Source organism: Sellimonas catena, from assembly GCF_027924685.1.
In the GTDB taxonomy this organism is placed as follows: Bacteria; Bacillota; Clostridia; order Lachnospirales; family Lachnospiraceae; genus Sellimonas; species Sellimonas catena.
The window spans coordinates 1-23,299 of record NZ_BSBO01000017.1 but is presented as its reverse complement, the minus strand read 5'-3'; the positions used below and the strand labels follow the sequence as shown (position 1 = coordinate 23,299).

The 23,299-nt window shown below is 44.1% G+C and carries 18 protein-coding genes; 1 reads left to right on the top strand and 17 read right to left on the bottom strand.

The genetic code is table 11. From position 1 onward, the window contains the following. Positions 1–62: 62 nt before the first annotated feature. The 16 genes from Selli1_RS09105 to Selli1_RS09030 form a co-directional block, all read right to left on the bottom strand. The gene (locus Selli1_RS09105; protein WP_087166920.1) at positions 63–971 is read right to left on the bottom strand and encodes a carbohydrate ABC transporter permease; all 909 of its coding nucleotides are present in this window, start codon (positions 969–971) and stop codon (positions 63–65) included. Between the two features lie 10 nt (positions 972–981). Then, positions 982–1,851 carry a carbohydrate ABC transporter permease gene (locus Selli1_RS09100; protein ID WP_087251815.1) on the bottom strand — a complete coding sequence of 290 codons (870 nt, stop codon included), beginning with the start codon at positions 1,849–1,851 and terminating at the stop codon, positions 982–984. Next, positions 1,848–2,987 carry an ABC transporter ATP-binding protein gene (locus tag Selli1_RS09095; protein WP_087166658.1) on the bottom strand — a complete coding sequence of 380 codons (1,140 nt, stop codon included), beginning with the start codon at positions 2,985–2,987 and terminating at the stop codon, positions 1,848–1,850. Before Selli1_RS09095 ends, Selli1_RS09100 begins: the two co-directional genes overlap by 4 nt. 294 nt (positions 2,988–3,281) lie before the next feature. Next, positions 3,282–4,670 carry a dipeptidase PepV gene (gene pepV, locus Selli1_RS09090; protein WP_242958823.1) on the bottom strand — a complete coding sequence of 463 codons (1,389 nt, stop codon included), beginning with the start codon at positions 4,668–4,670 and terminating at the stop codon, positions 3,282–3,284. Between the two features lie 9 nt (positions 4,671–4,679). Continuing rightward, positions 4,680–5,363, bottom strand: coding sequence for a D-lyxose/D-mannose family sugar isomerase (locus Selli1_RS09085; protein WP_087166657.1), 684 nt, complete (start codon positions 5,361–5,363; stop codon positions 4,680–4,682). A 16-nt stretch (positions 5,364–5,379) separates the two neighbouring features. Then, the gene (locus tag Selli1_RS09080) at positions 5,380–6,396 is read right to left on the bottom strand and encodes a M42 family metallopeptidase (protein WP_281872807.1); all 1,017 of its coding nucleotides are present in this window, start codon (positions 6,394–6,396) and stop codon (positions 5,380–5,382) included. 25 nt (positions 6,397–6,421) lie between these two features. Further along, positions 6,422–9,565, bottom strand: coding sequence for an alpha-mannosidase (locus Selli1_RS09075; RefSeq protein ID WP_281872805.1), 3,144 nt, complete (start codon positions 9,563–9,565; stop codon positions 6,422–6,424). 183 nt (positions 9,566–9,748) lie between these two features. Continuing rightward, the gene (locus tag Selli1_RS09070; RefSeq protein WP_171027868.1) at positions 9,749–12,007 is read right to left on the bottom strand and encodes a beta-L-arabinofuranosidase domain-containing protein; all 2,259 of its coding nucleotides are present in this window, start codon (positions 12,005–12,007) and stop codon (positions 9,749–9,751) included. Positions 12,008–12,086: 79 nt separating this feature from the next. Continuing rightward, a complete protein-coding gene (locus Selli1_RS09065) occupies positions 12,087–12,536 on the bottom strand; it encodes an Rrf2 family transcriptional regulator (RefSeq protein ID WP_138372632.1) in 450 nt (149 codons plus the stop codon). A gap of 69 nt (positions 12,537–12,605) precedes the next feature. Next, positions 12,606–13,223, bottom strand: coding sequence for a flavodoxin family protein (locus tag Selli1_RS09060; RefSeq protein WP_087166653.1), 618 nt, complete (start codon positions 13,221–13,223; stop codon positions 12,606–12,608). Positions 13,224–13,344: 121 nt separating this feature from the next. Continuing rightward, on the bottom strand, positions 13,345–14,241 hold the full coding sequence (locus tag Selli1_RS09055) for an Rpn family recombination-promoting nuclease/putative transposase (RefSeq protein WP_281844164.1): 897 nt from the start codon (positions 14,239–14,241) through the stop codon (positions 13,345–13,347). 141 nt (positions 14,242–14,382) lie between these two features. Then, positions 14,383–15,210: a carbohydrate ABC transporter permease gene (locus Selli1_RS09050; RefSeq protein WP_281872802.1), complete on the bottom strand. Its 828-nt coding sequence runs from the start codon at positions 15,208–15,210 to the stop codon at positions 14,383–14,385. A gap of 14 nt (positions 15,211–15,224) precedes the next feature. Beyond that, positions 15,225–16,148: a carbohydrate ABC transporter permease gene (locus Selli1_RS09045; protein ID WP_281872800.1), complete on the bottom strand. Its 924-nt coding sequence runs from the start codon at positions 16,146–16,148 to the stop codon at positions 15,225–15,227. 17 nt (positions 16,149–16,165) lie between these two features. Next, positions 16,166–17,431: an ABC transporter substrate-binding protein gene (locus Selli1_RS09040; protein ID WP_087166650.1), complete on the bottom strand. Its 1,266-nt coding sequence runs from the start codon at positions 17,429–17,431 to the stop codon at positions 16,166–16,168. A 79-nt stretch (positions 17,432–17,510) separates the two neighbouring features. Further along, complete coding sequence (locus Selli1_RS09035) at positions 17,511–18,800, bottom strand: Gfo/Idh/MocA family protein (protein WP_330677539.1); 1,290 nt, start codon at positions 18,798–18,800, stop codon at positions 17,511–17,513. 297 nt (positions 18,801–19,097) lie between these two features. After that, positions 19,098–20,984: a DUF5696 domain-containing protein gene (locus tag Selli1_RS09030; RefSeq protein ID WP_087166649.1), complete on the bottom strand. Its 1,887-nt coding sequence runs from the start codon at positions 20,982–20,984 to the stop codon at positions 19,098–19,100. A gap of 152 nt (positions 20,985–21,136) precedes the next feature. Between Selli1_RS09030 and Selli1_RS09025 the strand changes: the two genes are divergently transcribed. Beyond that, positions 21,137–22,069 carry an AraC family transcriptional regulator gene (locus Selli1_RS09025; protein WP_087166648.1) on the top strand — a complete coding sequence of 311 codons (933 nt, stop codon included), beginning with the start codon at positions 21,137–21,139 and terminating at the stop codon, positions 22,067–22,069. Positions 22,070–22,100: 31 nt separating this feature from the next. Here the strand turns inward: Selli1_RS09025 and galE are convergent, their stop codons facing one another. Continuing rightward, positions 22,101–23,123 carry a UDP-glucose 4-epimerase GalE gene (gene galE / locus Selli1_RS09020; protein ID WP_087166647.1) on the bottom strand — a complete coding sequence of 341 codons (1,023 nt, stop codon included), beginning with the start codon at positions 23,121–23,123 and terminating at the stop codon, positions 22,101–22,103. Between the last annotated feature and the right edge of the window lie 176 nt (positions 23,124–23,299).

Sequence of the window (23,299 nt, the reverse complement as noted above, 5' to 3'; positions counted from 1 at the left end):
CGGCGCCCTTTCCGGGTTCATCCGGCGTCTGCCTTCATGTTGATATATGTAAACAGACCAGTCTAACCTTTGACTGCACCTGAAAACATTCCGCTGATCAGCTGTTTCTGTCCTACGATGAAAATCACCATGGACGGAATGATAATTGCCACAACGCCCGCCATCATCAGCGTAATAGACTGGGCATCTACACTGTTCAGCATACTGATACCGATCTGTACGGTCCGCATTTCTTCAGATCCCGTTACAAGAAGCGGCCACATATACATATTCCATGCATTGATGAATGTATACACTGCCATTGCCCCGATTGCGGATTTTGTAAGCGGAATCAGGATCTTTACAATAAATCTCAGGTTTCCGCATCCGTCCAGTTTCGCCGACTCATAAAGAGAGATCGGGAATGTCATATAGAACTGGCGGAAGAGGAAGATTCCCATTGCGGATGTCAGCGATGGAAGAATCAGAACCAGATAAGTATCCAGAATTCCCATGCTGCTGACCGTCAGATAGTTGGAGATGATAACCGCCTCTCCCGGAACCATCATGGTAGCCATGACAAGCATGAACAGAAAGTTTTTCCCTTTGAACTCCAAAAAGGAGAACGCAAACGCCGCAAGAGAACAGGTAATAATCTGTCCGATTGTAATGCATCCTGCTACAAGGAAAGAATTCAGGATAAACCGTACAAGCGGCACCTGTGTGAATGCCCTGATATAATTTTCAAATGTCGGATGTGATGGAATAATGTTCAGATCCATCGTAAAAAGCTCATCTCCCGGCATAATAGATACGCTGACAGAGTATAAAAGCGGGAACAGCATAAACAGGGCAAAAATGATATTTACAGCAACCAGCACCGTTTTACGGATTCTCTTTTTCCTCAAGGCGCGGGCGTTCATCAGTCTGTGAAGTTTCTCCACTTCCTCTGCATTATAAGAATCAAGCTCTATTGAAATCGTACTATTCATTCCAGCCATCTTAATATTTGACTCCTTTCTTTTCAATCTTGAACATCACAAGTGTCAGTACCATGATGATCAGGAACAGTACAACGGACTGTGCCGCCGCACTTCCAAATTTGTAGTTAAAAAACGCGTCCCTGTAAATTGAATATACAATTACATTCGTGGACTCTCCCGGTCCTCCGGCCGTCAGGATCTTGATCTGTCCGAAGGACTGGAATGCCTGGATGATATTGACTACAAGTGTATAGAACATAATCGGGCTTAATCCCGGAAGCGTCAGACGGAAGAATTTTTGAATTCCGTTCGCCCCGTCTACAGAAGCACGCTCATAAATGGACTCGTCAATGTTTCCAAGTCCTGCCGAAAAATACAGGAAATTGATCCCGCTGTTCAGCCATGCTGTAAGAACCGCCACACAGATCAGCGCATATTTCGGATCTGCGATCCAGTTGATACCCAGTCCGGTCAGTTTGTTCAGAATACCGATTGTCGGGTTCAGAATAATCTTGAAAATCATTGCGGCTCCACTGGACGCAATCGCCATCGGGAGTGCATAGGATGTGCTGAACACCCTGATTCCCGGAAAGGCCTTGCTGCAGAGCACCGCCCCGATCAGACCGATCAGCATGCTGCCGATTACAACGATTACAACAAAAATCACGGTTACTAAAAGACTGTTATAAAATGATTCTGACGTGAGCAGATCCACGTAATTGTCCAGTCCCACAAACACCTTTGCCTGTCCCAGCTTGTCTGTCAAAAACAGACTCAGGTAGATCGTTTTCACAAAAGGATAAAACAGGAAAACCGCAAACACCAGAAAGCAGGGAATCAAATAGAAATAAGCATTTCTGCCCTTCGTTTTCTCCATCAACTGTTTCATTGCTGACCTCCATGATAAAAAATATTTTTCTCTGTATCTGCATCAAAGAAATGCACCCGGTTCATGTCCACATATAAGGTCATTTCATCTCCCGGAGCTCCCTTTGTATCTACCGTAAGCCGTGCCGCATATTCGCCCGCCCTTTGTTCTTTCAGGTAGAAGATGGACTCTGATCCGAGCATTTCTTTTACTACGACTTTTCCGGTCAGCCTGCATCTGGAAGGATTCAGGTTTGCGTGTTCCTTCTTGACTTCTTCTGAAAAATGCTCCGGACGGATTCCAAGAATTACCTTCTTGTCTGCATACTGTCCTGCCAGCAGAGCCGCCTTCGTCTGCGGAACCTCCAGTTTCTGTCCGGATGCCAGCACAAAATCTACACCGCTTCCGTTTTTCCGGATTGTACCCTCCATGAAGTTCATGGACGGGGATCCGATAAATCCGGCAACAAACAGATCCGCCGGATCTTCATAAATTGTTCTCGGCGCATCCGCCTGACGAATAAATCCGTCTTTCATGACAACAATTCTTGTTCCAAGTGTCATGGCCTCGGTCTGGTCATGCGTAACATAAATGATCGTTGTCCCAAGCCGTTTATGTAAATCCGCAAGCTCTACTCTCATCTGGGCTCTCAGCTTTGCATCCAGGTTGGACAATGGTTCATCCATCAGAAATGCCTTTGGTTTTCTCATAATCGCGCTTCCAATGGCAACCCGCTGTTTCTGTCCTCCCGAAAGCTGTCCCGGTCTTCTTTTTAAAAGAGATTCAATGCCAAGAATGGCCGCAGCCTCATGCACTTTCTGATCAATTTCATTTTTCGGAACCTTCCGGATCTGCAGCGCAAAGGCCATATTATCATAGACTGTCATCTGTGGATATAACGCATAGTTCTGGAAAACCATGGACAGGTCTCTGTCCTTCGGTTCCACATAATTACAGAGCTGCTTGTCAATCCAAAGTTCTCCGCTCGTAATTTCCTCCAGTCCCGCAATCATACGAAGTGTAGTCGATTTCCCGCAGCCGGACGGTCCGACAAAGATGACAAATTCGTTATCATGGATTTCCAGATTAAAATCCTTTACCGCGTAATGCTCTTTGTCATAGGATTTGCATACATTTCTCAATGTAATTTCTGACACGGCTTTTTCCTCCCTTTCTGAAGTTTTATTCTCTTTTTCCCTTATTTCTTTCACAACACAAGAGATTATATTGATTCATCATTAATGTTTGATGGAATTTTTGTTAAATGGTCGTTAAAAATTTTTTCCCTCTTGTTTCCTTTTCTTTTCCCTTTATTTCCGCGGTTTTTCAGCGCAAACCGGACTGTTTTTCTTTCTTATTTTCGTAAAATTCCTGTTATTCAATGTAAAATTTACGTATACTTTTTCATAAAAAAAGGACGGGAAGCACATTCCCGTCCGGATTATTTCGTATTATTTTTTTGCAAGTTCCGCCATGGCTGCCGCTGTCAGCTCAATAGATTTCATAAGATTTTCAACCGGCATCTGCTCATTTGGCTGGTGGGCTACATCCGGTTCTCCCGGAAACATCGGTCCGAATGCCACCATGTTTTTAAACATTTTGGCATACGTTCCTCCTCCGATTGCCTTTGGTTCAGGATCTTCGCCGGTTCCCTCCCGGTATACTTCCATCAGTTTCCGGACAAGTTCAGAATCTTTCGGAACATAGAGCATATCAGTTGTTCTGTGTACAAGAATCTCCATTCCATAGGAGGAAAGCGCCGTATGCAGCTGATGATATACCACATCCGCATCACCGTTTTTCGGATAACGGATATCCAGATTCAGATTCATTTCCTCCTCTGTATATTCGATTACACCGAGATTGACAGTTGTCTCACCGGTTTCCTCATCCCGGAAACAGATTCCCAGTGTTTCCCCATTTGTTTCCTTTCCGATTTTCTGGCATACAAAATCAGCCATTTTCTGGAAGTCTCCACCGATTCCCATTCCCCGGACTGCAAGAAGAAGCTTCACAACCGCGTTTTCTCCGAGTTCCGGTCTGCTGCCATGCGCGCTGACTCCTTCTGCCTCAATTACCGTATTTCCATCCCGGATGCTTACTGTAACACTGTCATCTGCAAGCTCATGCTCTCCTTCCAGAACAAGTCTGCAATGAAGCGGCACAATATTTCCGGCAGTTCCGCCCCGGAACTCAAGGACACGGATTTCTCCCTGTTCCGGGTGTTTTTTCCCTCCGATCACGGTTGTCATTCCCTTTTCAAAAAAGATAAGCGGATATTCCGCATCCGGAGTGATTCCCAGCACCGGATGTTCTTCCCCGGCTTCAACATAATGTTTGATGCAGTCACATCCACGCTCTTCATTCGTTCCGAAGATCACACGTACTCTGCGGTCCAGCGGAAGGTTCAGATCCTGAATGGCTTTCATTGCATAGATAGCGCCGATCGTCGGCCCTTTATCATCAGCCACACCTCTTCCGTAAAGGATTCCATCATGGATCTCAGCTCCAAATGGAGGGTATTTCCAGTCATCACCCACCGGTACTACGTCCAGATGTCCGAGAACCGCAATCATCTCATCCCCTTCTCCCATCTCTACGTAACCGGCCTTGTTATCCACATTGCCCGTACGAAATCCTAATTTTTTCCCCAGCTGCAGCGCAAAATCCAGCGCTTCTTTCGGGCCTTTTCCATATGGTGCACCTTCTTCCGGCTCACCGCCTACGCTGTCAATCCGGATACAGTCCTGAATTCCTCCGATAATCTCATCCTGCATTTCCCGGATTTTTTCCCTTAATCTTGTATAATCCATGATTTCATCTCCTCTTTTCTGCTCCATGATTCTGCCTTACTCCTCTGCTTCCGGATATTCATTGCAGAGCAGACGGTATGGTGCTTCATCCTCTTCAATTTCCGGAAATCTTCCGACCTCTTCATAGAAACGGTTATCTACATTGTCATCGTTGCACATGGAAACTTCCCCGATCAGCACATCACCGGTTCCCGGTTCTACATCAAAATCGTGATACTGATGCGGCCAGAGTGTAATACTCTCTCCCGGCTGCAGCCTGACTCCCGTTCCGGCTTTTACCTGATATGACCTTCCGTCCGAATTTACTGTCACATCAGTATCCGCAAGCCCTCCTTCTCCATCATCATTATACAGGTGGATGATCAGAGTTCCGCCGCCCCGGTTAATGATGTCCTCCGATTTTTTCCAGTGGAAATGCATCGGGGAATGCTGTCCTTCTTTCAGCATCAGCAGTTTTTCCGCATAGACTTTTTTATATTTCGGATTATTCTGGTTTCCGTTCCGGATTGTAATCAAAGAAAATCCGACCTTGTCAAAATCTCCCAGCCCGTAGTCCGTAATATCCCATCCAAGCATGTTGTCACGGATCTCATCATACTCATGTCCTTTTTCCCGCCAGTCTTCCGGTGTCCAGTGGCAAAATGGCGGAAGCTCAAATCCATGCTCTTTGATCAATGCTTCCATGTCTTTAATACACTGATTGATTTTTGATCGTTTCATCCTCCCGGTATCCTCCTTACTTGATTCTTTCCTGTGTTACAATCGGAATCTCCTCCTGCAGATAACATTCCATCAGCCGGATACATGCTTCCACATCATCCAGATTGACAATACTGTTCGGCGTATGACCGTATCTGGTCGGGATCGAAATACCAAGTACTTTCACGCCGCCTCCGGATTTATTGATCGCCCCCGCGTCAGTTCCTCCTGCCACAAGCGCATCCCGCTGATACGGAATCCGGTTTCTTTCGGCGCAGTCGATCAGCCCTTTGGTCATCTCACAGTCGCAGATGACACTGCTGTCATTGATTTTGATCGCTGCCCCTTTTCCGAGTACCGGATTCCCATTTTCATCACCCGGGACATCAAAAGATCCGGTAATATCAACAGCGATTCCAAGATCCGGTTTTACTGTTTCTGCCGAAGTTGTAGAACCGAACAGTCCGACCTCCTCCTGTACAGTATATACAAAATAGAGATCATGATAACAGTTTTTGATTCTCTTCAACGCTTCAGTCTGAATATAGCATGCAATCCGGTCATCAAAGGCTTTGGACATCACATTGCGTCCCGCAAGTTCTGCATAATCTCCGCAGAATACCGCGCAGTCGCCCGGTTTGACATACTTTCCGGCCTCTTCCTTTGACATCGCTCCGATATCAATATAAAGTTTGTCAATCTCTTTAGGCTTAACGGTATCTATCGGATCCGTTACTCCGACTGTTCCAACAGTTCCGTTTTCAAAACGTACTCTGTTCATGAAGGAGCACAGTGCGGACACCCCTCCGATCTGCTTCACTTTCAGAAGTCCGTTGTCTAGAATCTTCACTACACAGAGGCCGATCTCATCCATATGTGCCGCACACATGATTTTTTTCTTGTCAGCTCCGCTTCCCCGCTTTAAAACAATCAGATTCCCCATTGCGTCTCTTGTAATTTCGTCCGCATAATCCATGACTTCCCTGATAATCAGGTCGGACACATTTTTTTCCAGTCCGCTTACTCCCCACGTCTGTGTATAATCCTTGATCATTTTTTCTCCTTTTCCCCGGTTCCATTTATTCAAAGATCAGCCGGAATGTCTTAATCTCATATGGTTTAAATACGGTCTCAAAACAGTTTTTGCCGGCCGTAAGTTCTTCTTCATTTTCTTCCAGAAGATTACATTCATATACATGTGCAATCGGATATGCTGTCTGAATCTGTGCTCTGACGCGATTATTTTTATTCTCGTACATTCTGACAATCACGCCGTTTCCATCTTCTGCTTTTTTGATGACTTCCACAAAACAGCTCTCCTGACTGCATTTCAGGAAGCTTTCGTATTCTCCGCCGCAGCCCTCCTGCCTTCCGGTTCTCTTTGCCAGCATCGGCACATTCAGGTTGTATGCCATCTCTACGGTTTTCGCTTCCTGCCATCTTCCCGCATGCGGATAGATGGAATAGGTAAATTCATGCTCTCCGATATCAGCATCTTCGTTCGGATAGGTTCCGGATTTGATCAGAGTCAGACTCATATCACCTTTTTTGATTCCATATCCATACTTACAGTCATTGAGCAGACTGATTCCGGAACTGTTTTCTGAAAGATCCGCCCACTTGTGTCCACACGCTTCAAATTTCGCCGTATCCCAGCTGTAGTTGTTTGTCGTCTCACGTTCCACATTTCCAAACTGGATTTCATATGACGCTCTTGTCGTATTGACATCTACCGGAAAATGTGTTTTCAAAATCACATGATGCGTTTTCCAGTCTGCTTTCGTCCGGAAGTCAATCCTCGGGATCTGGTGATACAGACATACCTGCTGCGTCACTGTCGAATCAAGGAATCCACATTCAAATTCCACTACCATGCGGACTTCTCCATTTTCAATAACTCTTGCCGGAGAATACCAGTCTGCCTCATAAGGTTTTCTCTGATAAAACACGTCAATGTCCCAGTTATCCCACTGCATCGGACGGTCTTCATATGTCCGTAGAACGTTACCGCACCTGCCTTCCTGAATCAGCTCTTTTTCTGCTTCTTTTTCATAGAGCGACGTAATTTCCATCTTCTCATTAAAACAGACCTTGATAAATGGATTCTCAAATGTGTAATCCCATTCTTTTCCGGTACTTTCTTCGAGTAATTCCTCTGTTTCATATAATTTTTTATATCCAAGCGGCGGAATATGGCTTACATAGAGCAGATATCTGCCATCTGCCGTTTTTTGCGCAGGCACATTTCTTCCGTCTTCATCTACAAGTCTCGGGATTTCTGTTCCATCATCCAGCACTACGAGATCATCTCTCTCATATCCCTGGGTATTCATCACTACGACGCCTTCTTTTTCCATTGAAAGCCTGCCGACAGCCGCGGATACAACCCGATTCAATTCCTCTTTTCCCGCCTCTTCAATTTCATGATACTCTTTATCTGTCTGTTCGTACACCGGTTTGATACTGGAACCCGGTACAATATCATGGAACTGGTTGATGAGAAGAATATCCCAGCCCTTGTCCAGCACATTTTGAAGCTGTTCATCTTTTTCTATACCGGCCATACAGGAGGCCGTCTCCATCTGCGTGTACAGAATCTCGTTCTTTCTGTTACTCCGCTTGTTTCTTGCCATGGAAGTCAGAGTTCCCCTGTGGTATTCGAAATACAGTTCTCCATCCCAGGTCGGCATGTCCGGAAGATCGTGTATCTTTTCATATGTCCGGTCAAAATAATCCTGTTCAAATTCCTGACGGATTTTCGGAATTCCCGGTATTCCGTATTTCAGCCTTTCGGCACTCTCCAGCATTTCTTTGGTCGGACCGCCGCCTCCATCGCCGAATCCAAAGAGCATCAAAGTATCTTCTGTCAGATCACGGTTCTGGAACCGTTTAAATGTTCCGAGCGCCATATTTGGGTTTACGATTCCTGTATAGGTCGTTGTATTTCTTGTATCAGAGAAAGAAATATTCAGTCCCTGATCCTTATCATAATCCGTTGTTGTCGGCATAAATGCAAAGACTTCCGATCCATCGATTCCCTTCCATATGAATGTATCATTCGGAAGCTGGTCGTACTGATTCCATGCGATTTTCGTTGTCATGAAATATGGAATTCCGGATTTTTTCAGAATCTGCGGCAGTGCGGCAGAATAACCGAAAACATCAGGGAGCCACAAAGATTTACTTTCTTTTCCAAACTCCTCCAGAAAGAAACGATGACCCTTGATGATCTGTCTGACAAGTGATTCTCCTCCCGTCAGGTTGCAGTCTGCTTCCAGCCACATGGCTCCGTCTACTTCCCATCTGCCTTCCCGGATCCGTTCTTTGATTTTCTCATACATTTCCGGCTCCTGCTCTTTTACAAACTGATAGAGAATCGGCTGACTGGACATGAATTTATAGTCCGGATACTGCTCCATGAGACGAAGTACAGTAGAAAAGCTGCGAAGTACTTTCTCCCTTGTCTGCTCCACCGTCCAGAGCCATGCAATATCAATATGTGTATGCCCGATGGCGCTGACTGTCGGACACTCCCGTTCTTCACTATAGAAAGCTTCTTTTAAAATCTGTTCAGCCTTTTCAATCGAACTGTAAAATTTCTCCGAGTATGCATCCCGCAAATCAAGTGCATCCAGCGCCGGTGCCATACTTTGAAGTACTCTTCTGTAGTTTTCTTCGTCCGCCTTTTTCAATACATAGGCACTCTGAAGAGGAATCAGCAAATCATAATACAGTTTCTGTACCCGGTCATCTACTGCAATAAGGTATGTATGAATCACAAGATCCCCTTCTACCATCCCGCTATAGGCAAGAACCGCAATTTCATAAGAGTCACCGGCCTTGGCCTTTCCTGAGATTGTCACTTCCCGATGATTCACATCAATCCCCTGAATCAACTGTCCGTCCAGATAGAAAATCATCTGCGGATTCGTTGCATCCCATTCACCTTCCCGTCCTGTTGTAATCAGGAACTCCACATGCTTCCCGTCCATAGATTCCGGGATCGTAATTGTTGTACGGAACCACCGGTGGGCATCCACCTGATTCCACGCCGTTCCCATTACATAGTCTTTCCATTGTCCATCAATTGCACATACATGCCCGCCCTTTTTCCTTCCTTCCAGGCTTTTATAGGCTGTAATTTCTCTTTTTTCTACAATAATCATCTTTTCGATATCTTCTCTCAGCCTTTGCGCCCGCCCCAGTTCAAAAATCAGATTCATATTACCTCCCGGTGCCATAAGCTATATTATAGGTTGGATATAGCGTATCATTTTTTGTGCAATATGTCAATTCCTGACGGGTGTTTTCCCCAATAGTTGTAAATTCTTTGAACAATTTCTTCTATAAACAGGAAAATCCCGAAGTTCATCTCCGGAATTTTCACTGCATACATTGCTGCCTTGTTACTTCTTCTTCCAGTACACCTGAAATGCTTCTTCCTCAATATCAAACAGCGGTTTCCAGGTCAGATCCCGATACTGAAATTCCAGCCCTGTTTTGCGTACTTCATCAGCTGCCTTTTGACCGTCAAGATCCAGTTCCAGAAAATTCTTGTCACCGCTCAAGGCCGCCAGGACATATGGTCCGTACAGCAGGGTATGAAGTTCCGGACGGTCCGGGGTCTTTTCCAGATAAAATCCGCACGGGAACAGGCAGCGGATTTCATGCCTGCCTTCCGGCACATCCATCTGGATATATCCATCCGCTTCGGTCCATCCATTCTGTTCCACACTATCCATCCAGATTTTTCTTCCTTCCCGGCTCCATTTTGGAATCCGGATATACATCGGGAATTCTCTCTTGCTTTCCACTTCCAGAATAACCGATTCCGGAGCTTCCATCTCTGTTTTCTGACGGATGGTGATTCCGGCCTCTTTCCATTCCAGCCTGGATTTTACAAACAGATTGACAAACAGTTTCTCTCCCTGATATGCGTAAATCATATCGGCATATTTGAAATGACTCTCCATTCCCGTTCCATGGCAGCAGGAATTCTCATGCTCAAATTCTTTATGGAATCCCGGAGCCAGCGGCATAAAGTATACCGTTTCTCCCGTTGCACCATGTTCTCTGCCTCCAAGAATATGATTGGTCATTGTCCTCTCATAATAATCCATCATTTCCTTTTTATTCTCATACCGGTACAGCTCTTTTGTGAGCTTCAGCATATTATAGGATGCACAGCTTTCCGCTGTATGCTTTGTCAGGAGATTCCCGATGCACCCCGGACCGTGAAACATCTCATTTTCTCCGGTTCCTCCGATCGTATATAAGTGCGACTCTGTTACCGCTTTCCAGAAATAGGAAGCAATGTCATAATACCGCTTTTCTCCGGAGGCACGGAATATTTCCATTGCCCCTATCACCTGAGGAATATGCTGATTCGCATGCAGGTTTTCCAGCGCATCAATCCCTTTTTCCATTGGCAGAAACAGCTTTTCGTTATCAAAATATCCGGCGGTCTCCAGGAATTCTTTCTTTCCGGTAATCCGGTACAGTCTGGCCATGACGTCATTCATTCCACCATATTCACCCGCAATGTACATTCCCCACATCTTCATCCGCTTTTCCCTCGGAAGCCCCGAAAGACGGCGATATACCCACTCACCAAGTTTTACGGCAATTTCAAGTGCCTGGTCAATTCCGACAAACTCATAACAGTCCAGAAGACCTGCAAAAATCTTGTGAAGTGTATAATAAGGAGCCCATATCTCAGGATACGGGGTGTATTCCTCCAGCTTATCAAACTGATCTTCCGGGTACCCGCTTAAAAATCCTTTCCGGATTCCCGGTATTTTTTCAAAAGCATCCTGACATTTGCCAAGTTCCTCAATCATATAACATGCTTTTTCTTTAATCGTTTTGTTTCCGCCTGCCTTATAGCAAAGCGCAAGCGCTGACAGATAATGACCGCTTGTATGCCCTTTGAGATGACATTCCGGCGCGTCCCATCCGGTCATCGGCTCTGCTCCTTTCACATCCAGCCCGCTGGCCTCCCTGAAATTATAAAGCATTCTGTCATCATCCATCTGAAGCAGAAATTCCTGCATCTCCTCCTGTGCTGTATAAAATCTGCTTCCCTCCTCCAGGACTGCTTCTCCATGGTCAAAATAGCCAATCAGCGGTTCTGTGTTCTTTTCCACTTTCTGAATCTCTTTTTTGACTGTCACTTTGCAGAAAACCGGAAAGTCCAGGCCGTCCAGCATGCCTTCCTCCCGAAAGTTTCCGACCCGTTCATATACTCTTTGCGCACCCTCTTTCCAGTTTATCCGGTGTACCAGTGTCTTCCCGTCTCTGGTATGAATCACAGCCACATACGGAAGATAAACCTGTACCCCCGCCTGTGCCTCCAGCTCCGGTTCTTCTACACTTTCAACCACTATTTGAGGCTTCTCTTCCAGGATACAGACTTTATACTCTTTCTCCTCTGTAACACCGCCGGCACAAAATGTTGCCCATAGTGAGATCGTCCGGTCTCCCGTCCCGTACGGAGGTCTTTTTACATTTCCTTCAGAATCCAGGAAGCGCTCGTGTCCTGATTTCCAGATAATTTCTGACCCATACTTTCCCTTTTTGGGAAGATTCAGATTAAACTCTACTGTATTCAGATTACCAAGGTACAGGGCTTCCATGTCTTTTTTGATGATTTCTTTCGCTTCCACGTTCTTTCTCCTTTTCATTTGCTCTTTAAAAACAGATTGGTGTAAAAATGGAGCCATTGCTCCATAGATGTTCTTTCATCTAGTCTGCAACGGCTCCTGTGGAGATATAGTTCTCCGTATCCCGTCTGACATCCTCCAAAGTGATGGATGCAAGTTCTCTTTCCATTGCGGTTTGCACACGTTCCAGCTTATCATCCAGTATTCTGTGAATATTTCTCCCGACAGGACAGTCGGCATTTGGATTCTCATGAAAGTGGAACAGTTCTCCATTTTCAATACACTCCACTGCACGGTAAATATCGAGAAATGTGATTTCACTTAATGGTTTGGCAACCGTTGTTCCTCCTGAACCCCGTGCCACATTTACAAGCCCCGCCGCCTTCAGCTGCAGAAGAATCTTCCGGATAATCACCGGATTTACATTGGTACTCTCCGCAATTAAACTGCTTGTGACCTTATGATCTTTTCCAAACACATCGATACAGGCAAAAATGTGTACTGCCAGAGTAAATCTACTTGAAATCTGCATCGTAAATTCCTCCTTCATGCATACTATTTTATCCGCATTTCGATGTAATGTCAACGATTACAATATGGTCTAACGGACAAAATTTGTTCTGATCGGATCTTCCTTTTCCGGCAGTCCATATGTTTCTTTTCCGAGCTTAATACTCTTCATCAGAAATGCCATATTTCTGGCAAGTGTGCGCATACTCTGCAATCCTTCCGCATCCTCTGCGGCCTCTCCCGGCTCTCTTCCGTGAATGCTGTTCCAGTACTGTCCGGATGCTACCGGCATGCCTGAAATAGTAAAAAATTTATTCAACTCATCAAAAGTAGAGGAAAGTCCACCTCTTCTGGCTACTGCCACCGCAGCACCGACTTTCATTGTTTTATCAAAATGTGTACTGTAGAAAAGTCTTGTCAGAAATGCTACCAGTGTTGCATTTGCTGACGCATAATAGACCGGTGATCCTACAACAAGTCCGTCACATTCCTCAAACTTCTCTGCCGCCTGATTTACAATATCATCAAAGACACATCTGCCTTTCTCGAAACACTGCCCGCAGGCTATGCAGCCTCTGACCGGCTTGTTTCCGACATGCAGAATTTCTGTCTCAATTCCCTCTTCTGCAAAAATTTTTTCCATTTCCTGCAAGGCAATCGATGTATTCCCGTTTTTCTTCGGACTTCCATTGATCATCAATACTTTCATGATATGTACCTCCTGACTCAAAATTGATGTTTCCCAACAATACTATTATAACACCAGAAGGCCGGTTTTCAAATCTTCTTTATAACGGCCGGAAAGGATATCCGGCTGCCCGCCGGAGCAATCACAGGAGTTTCTGAAACTCTTCCACTGTCGTTCCATATTCCTCTGCCGCCTGCTCCAGCGTCAGAAGATGTTTCCGGTAAAGATTAATCAATGTTTCTTTTCTGCCCTCCATCTGTCCTTCTTTTCGGAGTCCTTCCTCATACTGCTCCTGATTGAACTCTTCCAGAATCACGTCCTTCACCTCCGCACTGTTTTTCTTCAGGAATTCTTTCAGTATATCCTGTTCAATACAGTTCTTCTGAGCTTTCCGAACCGCTTCTTCTATGGAAAATCCATGCTTCTGGTTCTCCCGGACCTCGTTTACAAAGTATGCGTACTCCCACAAAATTTTGCAGTTTTCCAACAATTCTTCGTTATGTCCCAGGTTAATATTAATCACCATTACATTGCACTCCAAAGCTACCTGCCCTGTGAATTCCGATTTCATGAACGCATCCGAAAGCTTCAATTCCTGGTATTCGTCTTCCGCCTTTCCTCCATTATAGAATACCACATATACCGGAACCGGTAAAGGAATCTGCCCGGAGCTGTAAATATTAAGGTCCATTTTCTTTATATAGTTTTGATAAATTCTCGCCAGATAGAAAAGTCCACGTACGGGCATATTCGGATTCACTGTGCTTTGGTGTTCGTACAGATTCATAATGCTGGAAAAAAGAAAAGATACGTCGTTTTTCATTCCTACATAAATAACATCTTCCAGTGTTGTAATTTCCATTTCATCGGGGTTTGTGTAAGAAGAGTTGTTCAATGCATTGTAGAGAGATAAAAGATTTTTCCTGTCCCGGAAGATCATTCGGAAAAGTGTGTCTTTGTACTTTCGATTAACACTGCTGTTTTGAGATATGGTTTTTCTGTGAGTTTTAGATATGGTTTTTCTTTGCTTTTTACGCATAGGCAGAAGCCTCCTTTGAATTGAAAATAAATCAGATTTGAACATAGATTTGTGATTAGATTACTCTCTCAGCATAGCAGAATCCGCGGTAAAAAGCAAGGGCGCAGATTTTTCTGCGCCCCAAAAATACTTATGTAATTTTTAGCCTTTAATACCAGACTGTGCAACACCTTCAATGAACTGCTTCTGGAAGATGAAGAACAGAATGACAAGTGGAACTACAGCTAATACTGCTCCGGCCATCTGCATTGGATATTGGGTGGTGTACTGACCCTGCAGAGTTGCAAGAGCCGGTCCAAGAATCATTTTATCTGTAGAAGTATTAACGATCATTGGCCACATAAAGTCATTCCATGCAAACTTTACTGTAAAGATTACCAGCGCTACAATGCCTGGTTTTACAAGCGGAAGCATGATTTTTCCAAAAATCTGATAACGGCTGCATCCATCCAGAACTGCAGCTTCTTCAAGTTCTTTCGGAAGAGACATGAAGAACTGTCTCAGAAGGAATGTACCAAATGCACTGAACAGGTTAGGAAGCATCAATGCCGGCAATGTATCAAGCAATCCCAATTTCTGCACAATCAAATACTGAGGAATCAGGAAGATCTGTCCCGGAACCATAAGTACTGAAAGAAGAAGAACGAAAATAATGTTCTTGAACGGGAATTCAATTCTTGCAAAAGCATATGCTGCCATCGCACAAAATGCAACCTGAACTGCTGTTGTAACTACAGCCGAAATAATGGTGTTCATATATACCGTAGCAAACGGAATAGCTGTCAATATTTCCTGATAAGAATCTGTTACCCATTCTGTCGGTAAAATTGTTGGCGGAATCTGCATCGCTTCGCCATTTGTTTTGAAGGATGTCAAAATCATCCAGAGAAACGGGAATACAACAATTATTGTTCCGGCCAGAAGGATCAGATGGACAATCAGATGATTTATTTTTGCTTTTCCTCTCATTGATCTTTTCCTCCTTAATCGTAATTAACCCATTTCTTCTGTCCCCACATCTGAACAACCGTAACTAACATAATAATTACGAAAATCAAAATGGAGATTGCCGCCGCATATCCCTTATATCCATAGTCAAATGCGGTACGGTAGAATAACATAACAACTGTCTTCGTACTTTCGTATGCCGGATTCGTCTTACCGATCATCATGAAGATAACGTCGAATACCTGGAATCCACTGATAATTCCTGTAATCATGGTAAAGAAAATCGTTGGTGTCAGCATCGGAATCGTAATCTTAAAGAACTGCTGAATCGGTCCGGCCCCGTCAAGCGCTGCCGCTTCATAGTAGCTGTTGGAGATTCCCTGCATACCGGCCAGAAGGATAATCATATCGTATCCAACTTTCATCCAAAGTCCAACCAGCATAATGCAGAATAGTGCTGTACTTGGATCTGTCAACCATCCATGTCCCTCTCCGCCAAGCGCACGGATCGCACTGTTCAGAACACCCATCTGCTCATTGTAGATCCATTTCCATACCATAGCAACAGCTGCTGCCATTGTTACAGACGGAAGGAAGTACAATGTACGATAGATGGATTTTCCTTTAATCTTAGAGTTCAAAAGTGCTGCAACCAGAATAGAAAGGAACAGCCCAATCGGCACTGTAAACACTACGTATTTCAACGTTGTTCCAAGTGCTGCCCACACTTCTTTGTCCCCGATCAACTGTTTATAGTTTTCAAGGCCACAGAAAGTCGTCATATTAAACTTGTTTACATCGTTAAAACTGAACCATACATTCTGAATAAAGGGCCAGATATAAAATACAAGAAGACCGAGTGTAACCGGTGCGATAAAAATATAGCCCGCAATCCAGTCCTTTTTCTTCCAGGAAAGGCCCTTTTTAGAGCCTTTCGCTACTGCTTTATTTTCAGGCATTTACTTATCACCTACACTTATTCTGCGAGTAATGCATCCGCCTCTTCTTTTAACTGTGTACAAGCTTCTTCCAGAGTCATAGTTCCGTCATAAGCCTGTTTGAGGTACTGTGCTTCCAGATCGTACAGCTCAGCTGCTTTGTTGCAAACCGGAAGTGGATATGCTTCGTCTGCATGGTTTGTATAAGCTGCAAGGTTATATTTGTCATTTGCTTCTCCGAAGCAGTGCTGAGCATCTGTTCTCGCGGAGATAACTACACCTGTTTCGCCCTGGATCTGCTGTGCTTCTGCACTTCCAAGCCAGATTGCAAATTCTGTAGCAGCATCTTTGTTCTTGGATCCTTCGTATACGCAGTAAGCAAGACCATTAATAACATTGTCTTCTTTTCCGTTGAATGTAGGAATTTCTACACAATCAATTTTGTCTTTAATTGTTTCGTTTGCAGCATATTCCGGAACCATGTAAGAACCTGCAAATGTCATGGCAATCTGTTCACCTTCAAACATTGCATCTGATCCTGTTTCAGAAAGTGCGGAAGAACTCGGAGATAATCCGGCATTGATCATATCAATCCAGCACTGGATACCAGCCATTGTCTTCTCGTCTGTGTATCCTGTCTCTGTAGCGTCATCATTTAAGATCCATCCATCGTTAGCAAATACTGTCTGATAGTACCATGTCTGGAAGTCTACCGGGCAGGCAAACGGATATACACCATCCGGAAGTTTGTCTTTCAGTTCTGTTGCCAGAGCTACAAGATCTTCATATGTCATATCGTCTGTCGGGTATGCAACACCTGCCTGATCAAACATTTCTTTGTTGTACCATAATGCGTTTGTATCGAAGTCCTTCGGTACACCATAATTTTTACCATCACGCACATAGTTGTTAACCAGAGTCTCAGAATAGCTGTCATTGATATCAGAATCAGCAATTGCATCTGTCAGATCTGCAAGGATACCACCTTCTACATAAGAGTCAAGGTGAAGTACGTTTACCCAGAATACGTCTGGAGCTTTTCCACCTGTTGCAGATGTTTCCAGCTTTGTGAAGTAATCTTTGTATGGTGTCAACTGAATTTCAATAGTTACATCGTCATGCTCTTTTTCATAAGCTTCAGCCATCTGCTCCATCGCCGGTCTCTGATTCTCATCCCAGATACCAAATACGATTTCTGTTTTTCCGTCAGCACTTTTACCATCACCGCCGCAACCAGCAAGGAGGCCGGCGCCGAGAATAGCTGTCAAACCAACAGCCGTAATTTTTTTGAGGTTCTTTTTCATAATAACACTCTCCTTTTCTTTTTTAGCTTTCGCCAGTTTCTCGCATATATGAAATGGTGTCCCATTTACATATCAAACATTAATTTCTTAATGTATCCAGATCCACTACAGCACCACCGTGTAATCTGGATTGTTCTGCAGCAAGCGCACAGTAGTGACTTTCTACAGACTGCTCTACAGTTGTAGTTCTTCCGGAAGGGCCCTTCCCTTCGAGCAGCATATCAATAAACTCTTCTACCATTCTGACATCTCCGCCGCCGTGTCCGGAGAAATCCGTAGCAATTTTGTTTACATCGATTGTCTGCGTTTCTTGACCAAACGGTGTAATCTGAATTGTATTAGCTGTCATATCGGCGATAATCTCGCCTTTTGTTCCCATAAACTTTGCATAACGGCTTCCAGTTCCTGTAAAGCCGCACATCGTATGGCTGATCGTTGAACCATCTGTCATCTTTAAGTTCACGACCTGATGGTCAACCACATTATTGTCACAGTAATACACGCACCGACCATAAGGTCCCGTCTTGATCGCCTCTGTTACACTCTCTACTGTAGGATGCAGCGTCAGTACATTCACCGGCCACTCTGTATGACCATTTTCAACGCCAATTTCCGGATGTTTCAGATAAATCTTCTCTGCATCATACGGACAACTGTCCTTTACTTTACATCCATCCATACAGCGGTGAGCAGCACCTTCCGGAGCGCAATCTTCTTTGAATAAGTATGTATCCCCAAAAGAAGATACCGACTCGCATGTCTTTCCTGTCAGCCACAGCAGTAAATCCATATCGTGACAGCACTTCTGCAAAATCATAGGGCTGGTCGTATTGGAATTTCTCCAGTTTCCTCTGACAAAACTATGTGCCTGATGCCAGTATCCAACATTTTCAATAGACATAACTGAAACAATATCACCCGCTACTCCCGAATCAATAACTTCCTTTACTTTAGAGTAGATAGGTGTATATCGGAGCACATGACATACAATAACCTGTCTGTCGCATTCTTTCGCGACTTTAACCAATTCTCTGCACTCATCCAGATCCGGTGATATCGGCTTTTCAAGAAGCAGATGATATCCTTTTCTCAACGCCGGTATAGCCTGCCTTACATGCTGCTGATCCTGCGTTGTGATGAACATCACATCAGCAAGCTTGTCCTGTGCAATCAGATCTTCCGCACTTACGAAGCATCTTTCCTGAGGAATATGGAACTCTTCCGCCACTTCCTTTACCTTATCAGGATCAATGTCTGCGATTGCTACAATTTCCATTTTCTCCGGAAACTTTTTTACCGCCTGTGCGTAAGTATCTTTCCCACGGCTTCCCAGACCTGCCAAAGCAATTGTAATCTTACCGCCCAACATTACCCCTCACTTTCTTCCTTTATATTGTAATTTTCAACTATCGATTGACTTAATTATATAGTTTTTTATGCATAAATGCTTTTCCTATCGTCCTGTTATATTGTCAAATCATCCTGCTTTTAGTCTAATTGCATAATACACATTCTTATCATTTGTTTTGTCTGTACACCTTGTCCTATTTTTTCAGTTTGATTTTTGTATATTAGCACAATAAAGTGCCGCTTTAAAAACACGGCGGAATCTATATGATTTCAATGCTGTCACATAAATTCCGCCATTTTCATTTATATTTACTTTTTAAGCAATCTCATATGTCTGTTTTTCAAAGTCAACCGTTACCTGCGTTCCGTCTGAGAACGTAGTCCGCTGAATCATCGGATTGCTGTCTACCATCTCATGACGTACCATCTCGCATTTTGCAACTTTTTCATGAAGGTCCGAAACCACTTTGCAGCGTTTGATATCTTCTTCCAGCTTTAATTCCACACCTGCTTCAAATGCACCGTCAAAATTCGGATAAGCGGCGTCACGGATCAGGTAAGGTGCTCCGCCGTTCAGAAGCGCATACAGCATGTAGTCTTCTTCCTCACTTACTTTATCCATCATCCACGGTTCGATCACGCAGTCATGATAAACAAGGTTATAAAGCGGTACCGGAATTCCCTGCTTTGGTTCTCCCGGCTGGCGCAGCATGAAATCATACGGCGCGTAATGGCAGAATACCAGACTTGGTACTGCCCAGTCGCTTACCTCTTCAGAACTTGGAAGAATTCCTTTTGAAAGAAGGTATTCAAAGCATTTTGCACGGAATTCATAACAGTCTCTTCTTGTCATTCTGTGCATAGGATTATCGCACTCGTCTCCCTCATTACATGTAAATACGTCCAGATAAGCACCATCCAGACGGATTCCGTTTTTCTCAATTTCCTGGAAGTTTCTCTTTACATAGTAAGGAGCCTGTGTCGCGCACAGATAGGACTGTGGTCCGCCCGCCCATCTCTGATGTTTTGGAATGCTTCCATCTGTGAGACGGCAAGCATAATTTTCATCAAAGCTTGGAGCTGCCAGATAGTAATCTCTGTACTGATCATGGATTCCAAACATATATCCGCATTCATGCATGGTATCTGCCAGAGATTTCATGCCTTCCCATCCGCCGGCCTCTTTACATGCCGGAAGGTAATCCGGATGCTGATTATCGTATCCCGGCTGTGCCCATCCGTCCAGATGCAGATACAGCTTTTCTACGCCGAGATCATGAAGATGACGGATTTCTTTTTCTCTTGTTTCAAATGTAGTCAGATGGTTGTTTTTCTCCGGATTTTCCGGGTCAAAGAAATCAGAATTCGGCTGCACTTCTGTCTTGATTCCCTTATGTACAAATGCACATCCGATCAGGTCATTTACAGAAGGATTTCTTGCTGCTTTTTCTTCCAGTGTTCTGAGTCTTCCCTGTTCATTGACATAATTTCTGTATACTTTACAAAGATCATTATAATCGCAGTCAGATAACAGAGTATATTTCATAATTCTTCTGTAATCCATTTTTCCAAGACTTGGCTCAAATCTCACGCTGACATGAGAATATGGTCCGTTTGCCGGATGCTCTGCCTGATATCCTGCATTCCACGGCGTTACACAGATCGCAATATATCCTGCACATCCTCGTACCTGGCCAAACCACGGCATATATCCTCCTGCAGTTCCGAAAAATCCGTCAAAAATCACCGGTTTTAACTCCTGCGGCCATGTATTCGGGATCAACATGCCCTGTTCCTGATTCAGAAGTGTATACCAGTCTTCTTTCGCTTCTTCAAATTCCATTTCACCCGGCCAGAGCACTTTCTGCACCTGAAGCCCCTCTTCTTTTACAGGAATCCACTCAAAAAACACATCCCCTGTTGCCTCTTCAATCCACACAAATGTTTCAAAGGTGTAAGGAGTTTCTGTACCGTTTACACAAAATCCCTCATAAACACTGAGGATTCCGCTTCCCGTTCCATTCTCGGCTTTTTCATGTGAAATTCTGCTGGCATCCTGAAACAGAAATTCTCCTTCTTCACAAATCATCTTCGGTACATAATTACCGGCCCATCTCCATGCTTCCTGATCTCTTCGCATCTCAAAGGTCAGCTTATTCTCATCGAATATAAGAGTTGTACCTGCTTTAGTGATCTCAATCATACCAATTTCCTTCCTTTTTGTCCATTTTGTTCAGTTTCACCCTATTGTATTTCCAATTATACATGGTTTTGCATAAACCCGCTTGCCTTATTATCTGATTTTCTTGTCTTATTATCCATATTCTGCTACAATAACGAAAAGGAGGCAGCTTCATGACCTATGTAAAAACACATTTAAAAAGAGAAATTGTCATTAATTCCATTATTACCATACATTATTTTGAATACATACGGGATTTTATTTTTCATGGCGAAGCTCATGATTTCTGGGAATTTGCCTATGTAGACAAGGGAAGTGTCCGGATCCAGGCCGGTGAGGAACAGTATCTTCTTCATGCGGGTGATATCATCTTCCACGAGCCAAACGAATTTCATGCAATCGAATCTGTCGGCAATACATCTCCGAATCTTGTTGCCGTATCATTCGTTACCCACTCTTCTGCTATGCAGATATTCAGGCAGAAGCGTTGTACTTTGACAATGGAAGAACGTACCCTCATATCCAAATTGATCAGCATTGCACGCGAAACACTTGCCACTCCGATGAACCTTCCATCCATCGAACAGGTTAAACTGCGCCCCAATACACCGTTCGGCTCTGAACAGCTGATTCTTCTTTATCTGGAGCTTTTCCTGATCACCGTTGCGAGAAATCACGGTGCCCAGAACACATCCACCCAGAGTCCCGCACCAACGTTTTCTCCGGAACGTGCAATGAATAAGAGTGAACGCATGGAGAAAATCATTGAATATATGGAATTCCATATCTGCGAACAGCTTACAATCACAGATATATGTGAGGCACATTCTCTAAGCCGTTCTGCCCTGCAGGCACTGTTCCACAAAGAAAAGGGCTGCGGCGTTATTGAATATTTTAACAATATGAAAATCGAACGTGCCAAGGATATTATTCGTGATGGTACGATGAATTTTACAGAAATTGCATATTTTCTTTCCTACAGCTCGCTGCAGTATTTTTCCAAACAATTTAAAAAAGCAACCGGAATGTCCCCGTTGGAGTATTCATCCTCCGTCAAAGGCATCAGCCGGTCACTTCGAAGAGAAGATACAGGGAGAAACATTTAAGTTTCTCCCTGCTGTTTTTCCCATTTTTATATTATTTATCTCCATATCCATCCGGATTCTGGCTCTGCCATCTCCAGGAGTCTTCGCACATTTCTTCCAGTCCGCGTTCTGCTACCCAGTGCAGTTCATTCTTCGCCTTTGTAGCGTCACAGTAACAGGTTGCAATGTCTCCTGCACGGCGCGGTTTAATCTCGTAAGGGATTTCTTTTCCGCATGCCTTGCTGAATGCTTTTACCATGTCAAGTACGGAATATCCATTTCCTGTTCCCAGGTTGTATACGGATACGCCCGCTTTTTCTTTCAGCTTTTCTACAGCGCGTACATGTCCAATAGCAAGGTCTACAACGTGGATGTAATCGCGCACTCCTGTGCCGTCATGAGTATCGTAATCATTTCCGAATACGCCGAGTTTCTCTAATTTGCCGATGGCAACCTGAGTAATGTACGGGATCAGGTTGTTCGGGATTCCTTTCGGATCCTCGCCGATTTTTCCGCTCTTATGCGCACCGATCGGATTGAAGTAGCGGAGCAGTACCACGTTCCATTCCGGATCTGCTGTATGTAAATCCGTCAGGATCTGCTCTAACATCCATTTTGTCCAGCCGTATGGGTTGGTACATGTTCCTTTCGGGCATTCTTCTGTGATCGGGATAAATGCCGGATCTCCGTAAACCGTTGCAGAAGAGCTGAAAATAATATTCTTCACGCCGTGATTTCTCATAACATCACACAGCACAAGTGTACCGGCAATATTATTATCATAGTATTCGATCGGTTTTACAACAGATTCTCCTACTGCTTTGAGTCCTGCAAAATGAATAACAGATTCGATATCTGCTTCTTTATCGAAAATTTCATTCATTGCCTCTTTGTCGCGGATGTCTGCTTCATAGAATTTCACAGTTTTTCCTGTGATCTCCTCCACTCTTTTCAGAGCTTCTTTAGAAGAGTTATATAAATTGTCCACAACAACTACTTCATATCCTGCATTTAAGAGCTCCACACAGGTATGGCTTCCAATAAAGCCCGCCCCTCCTGTTACTAAAATAGACATGCCTTTTCCTCCTTGATAAATTGATTCATTTCTTACATTATCAGGTTGATTATATCACACTTTTCACTATTTTTGATACTTTTTCACGATTTCGTTCATTGTATCCCACTTTGCTTCCATATCCTTGACCAGTGTAAACTGTGTTCTGCATCTGTCCAGATTGTGGTTTTCTCTGT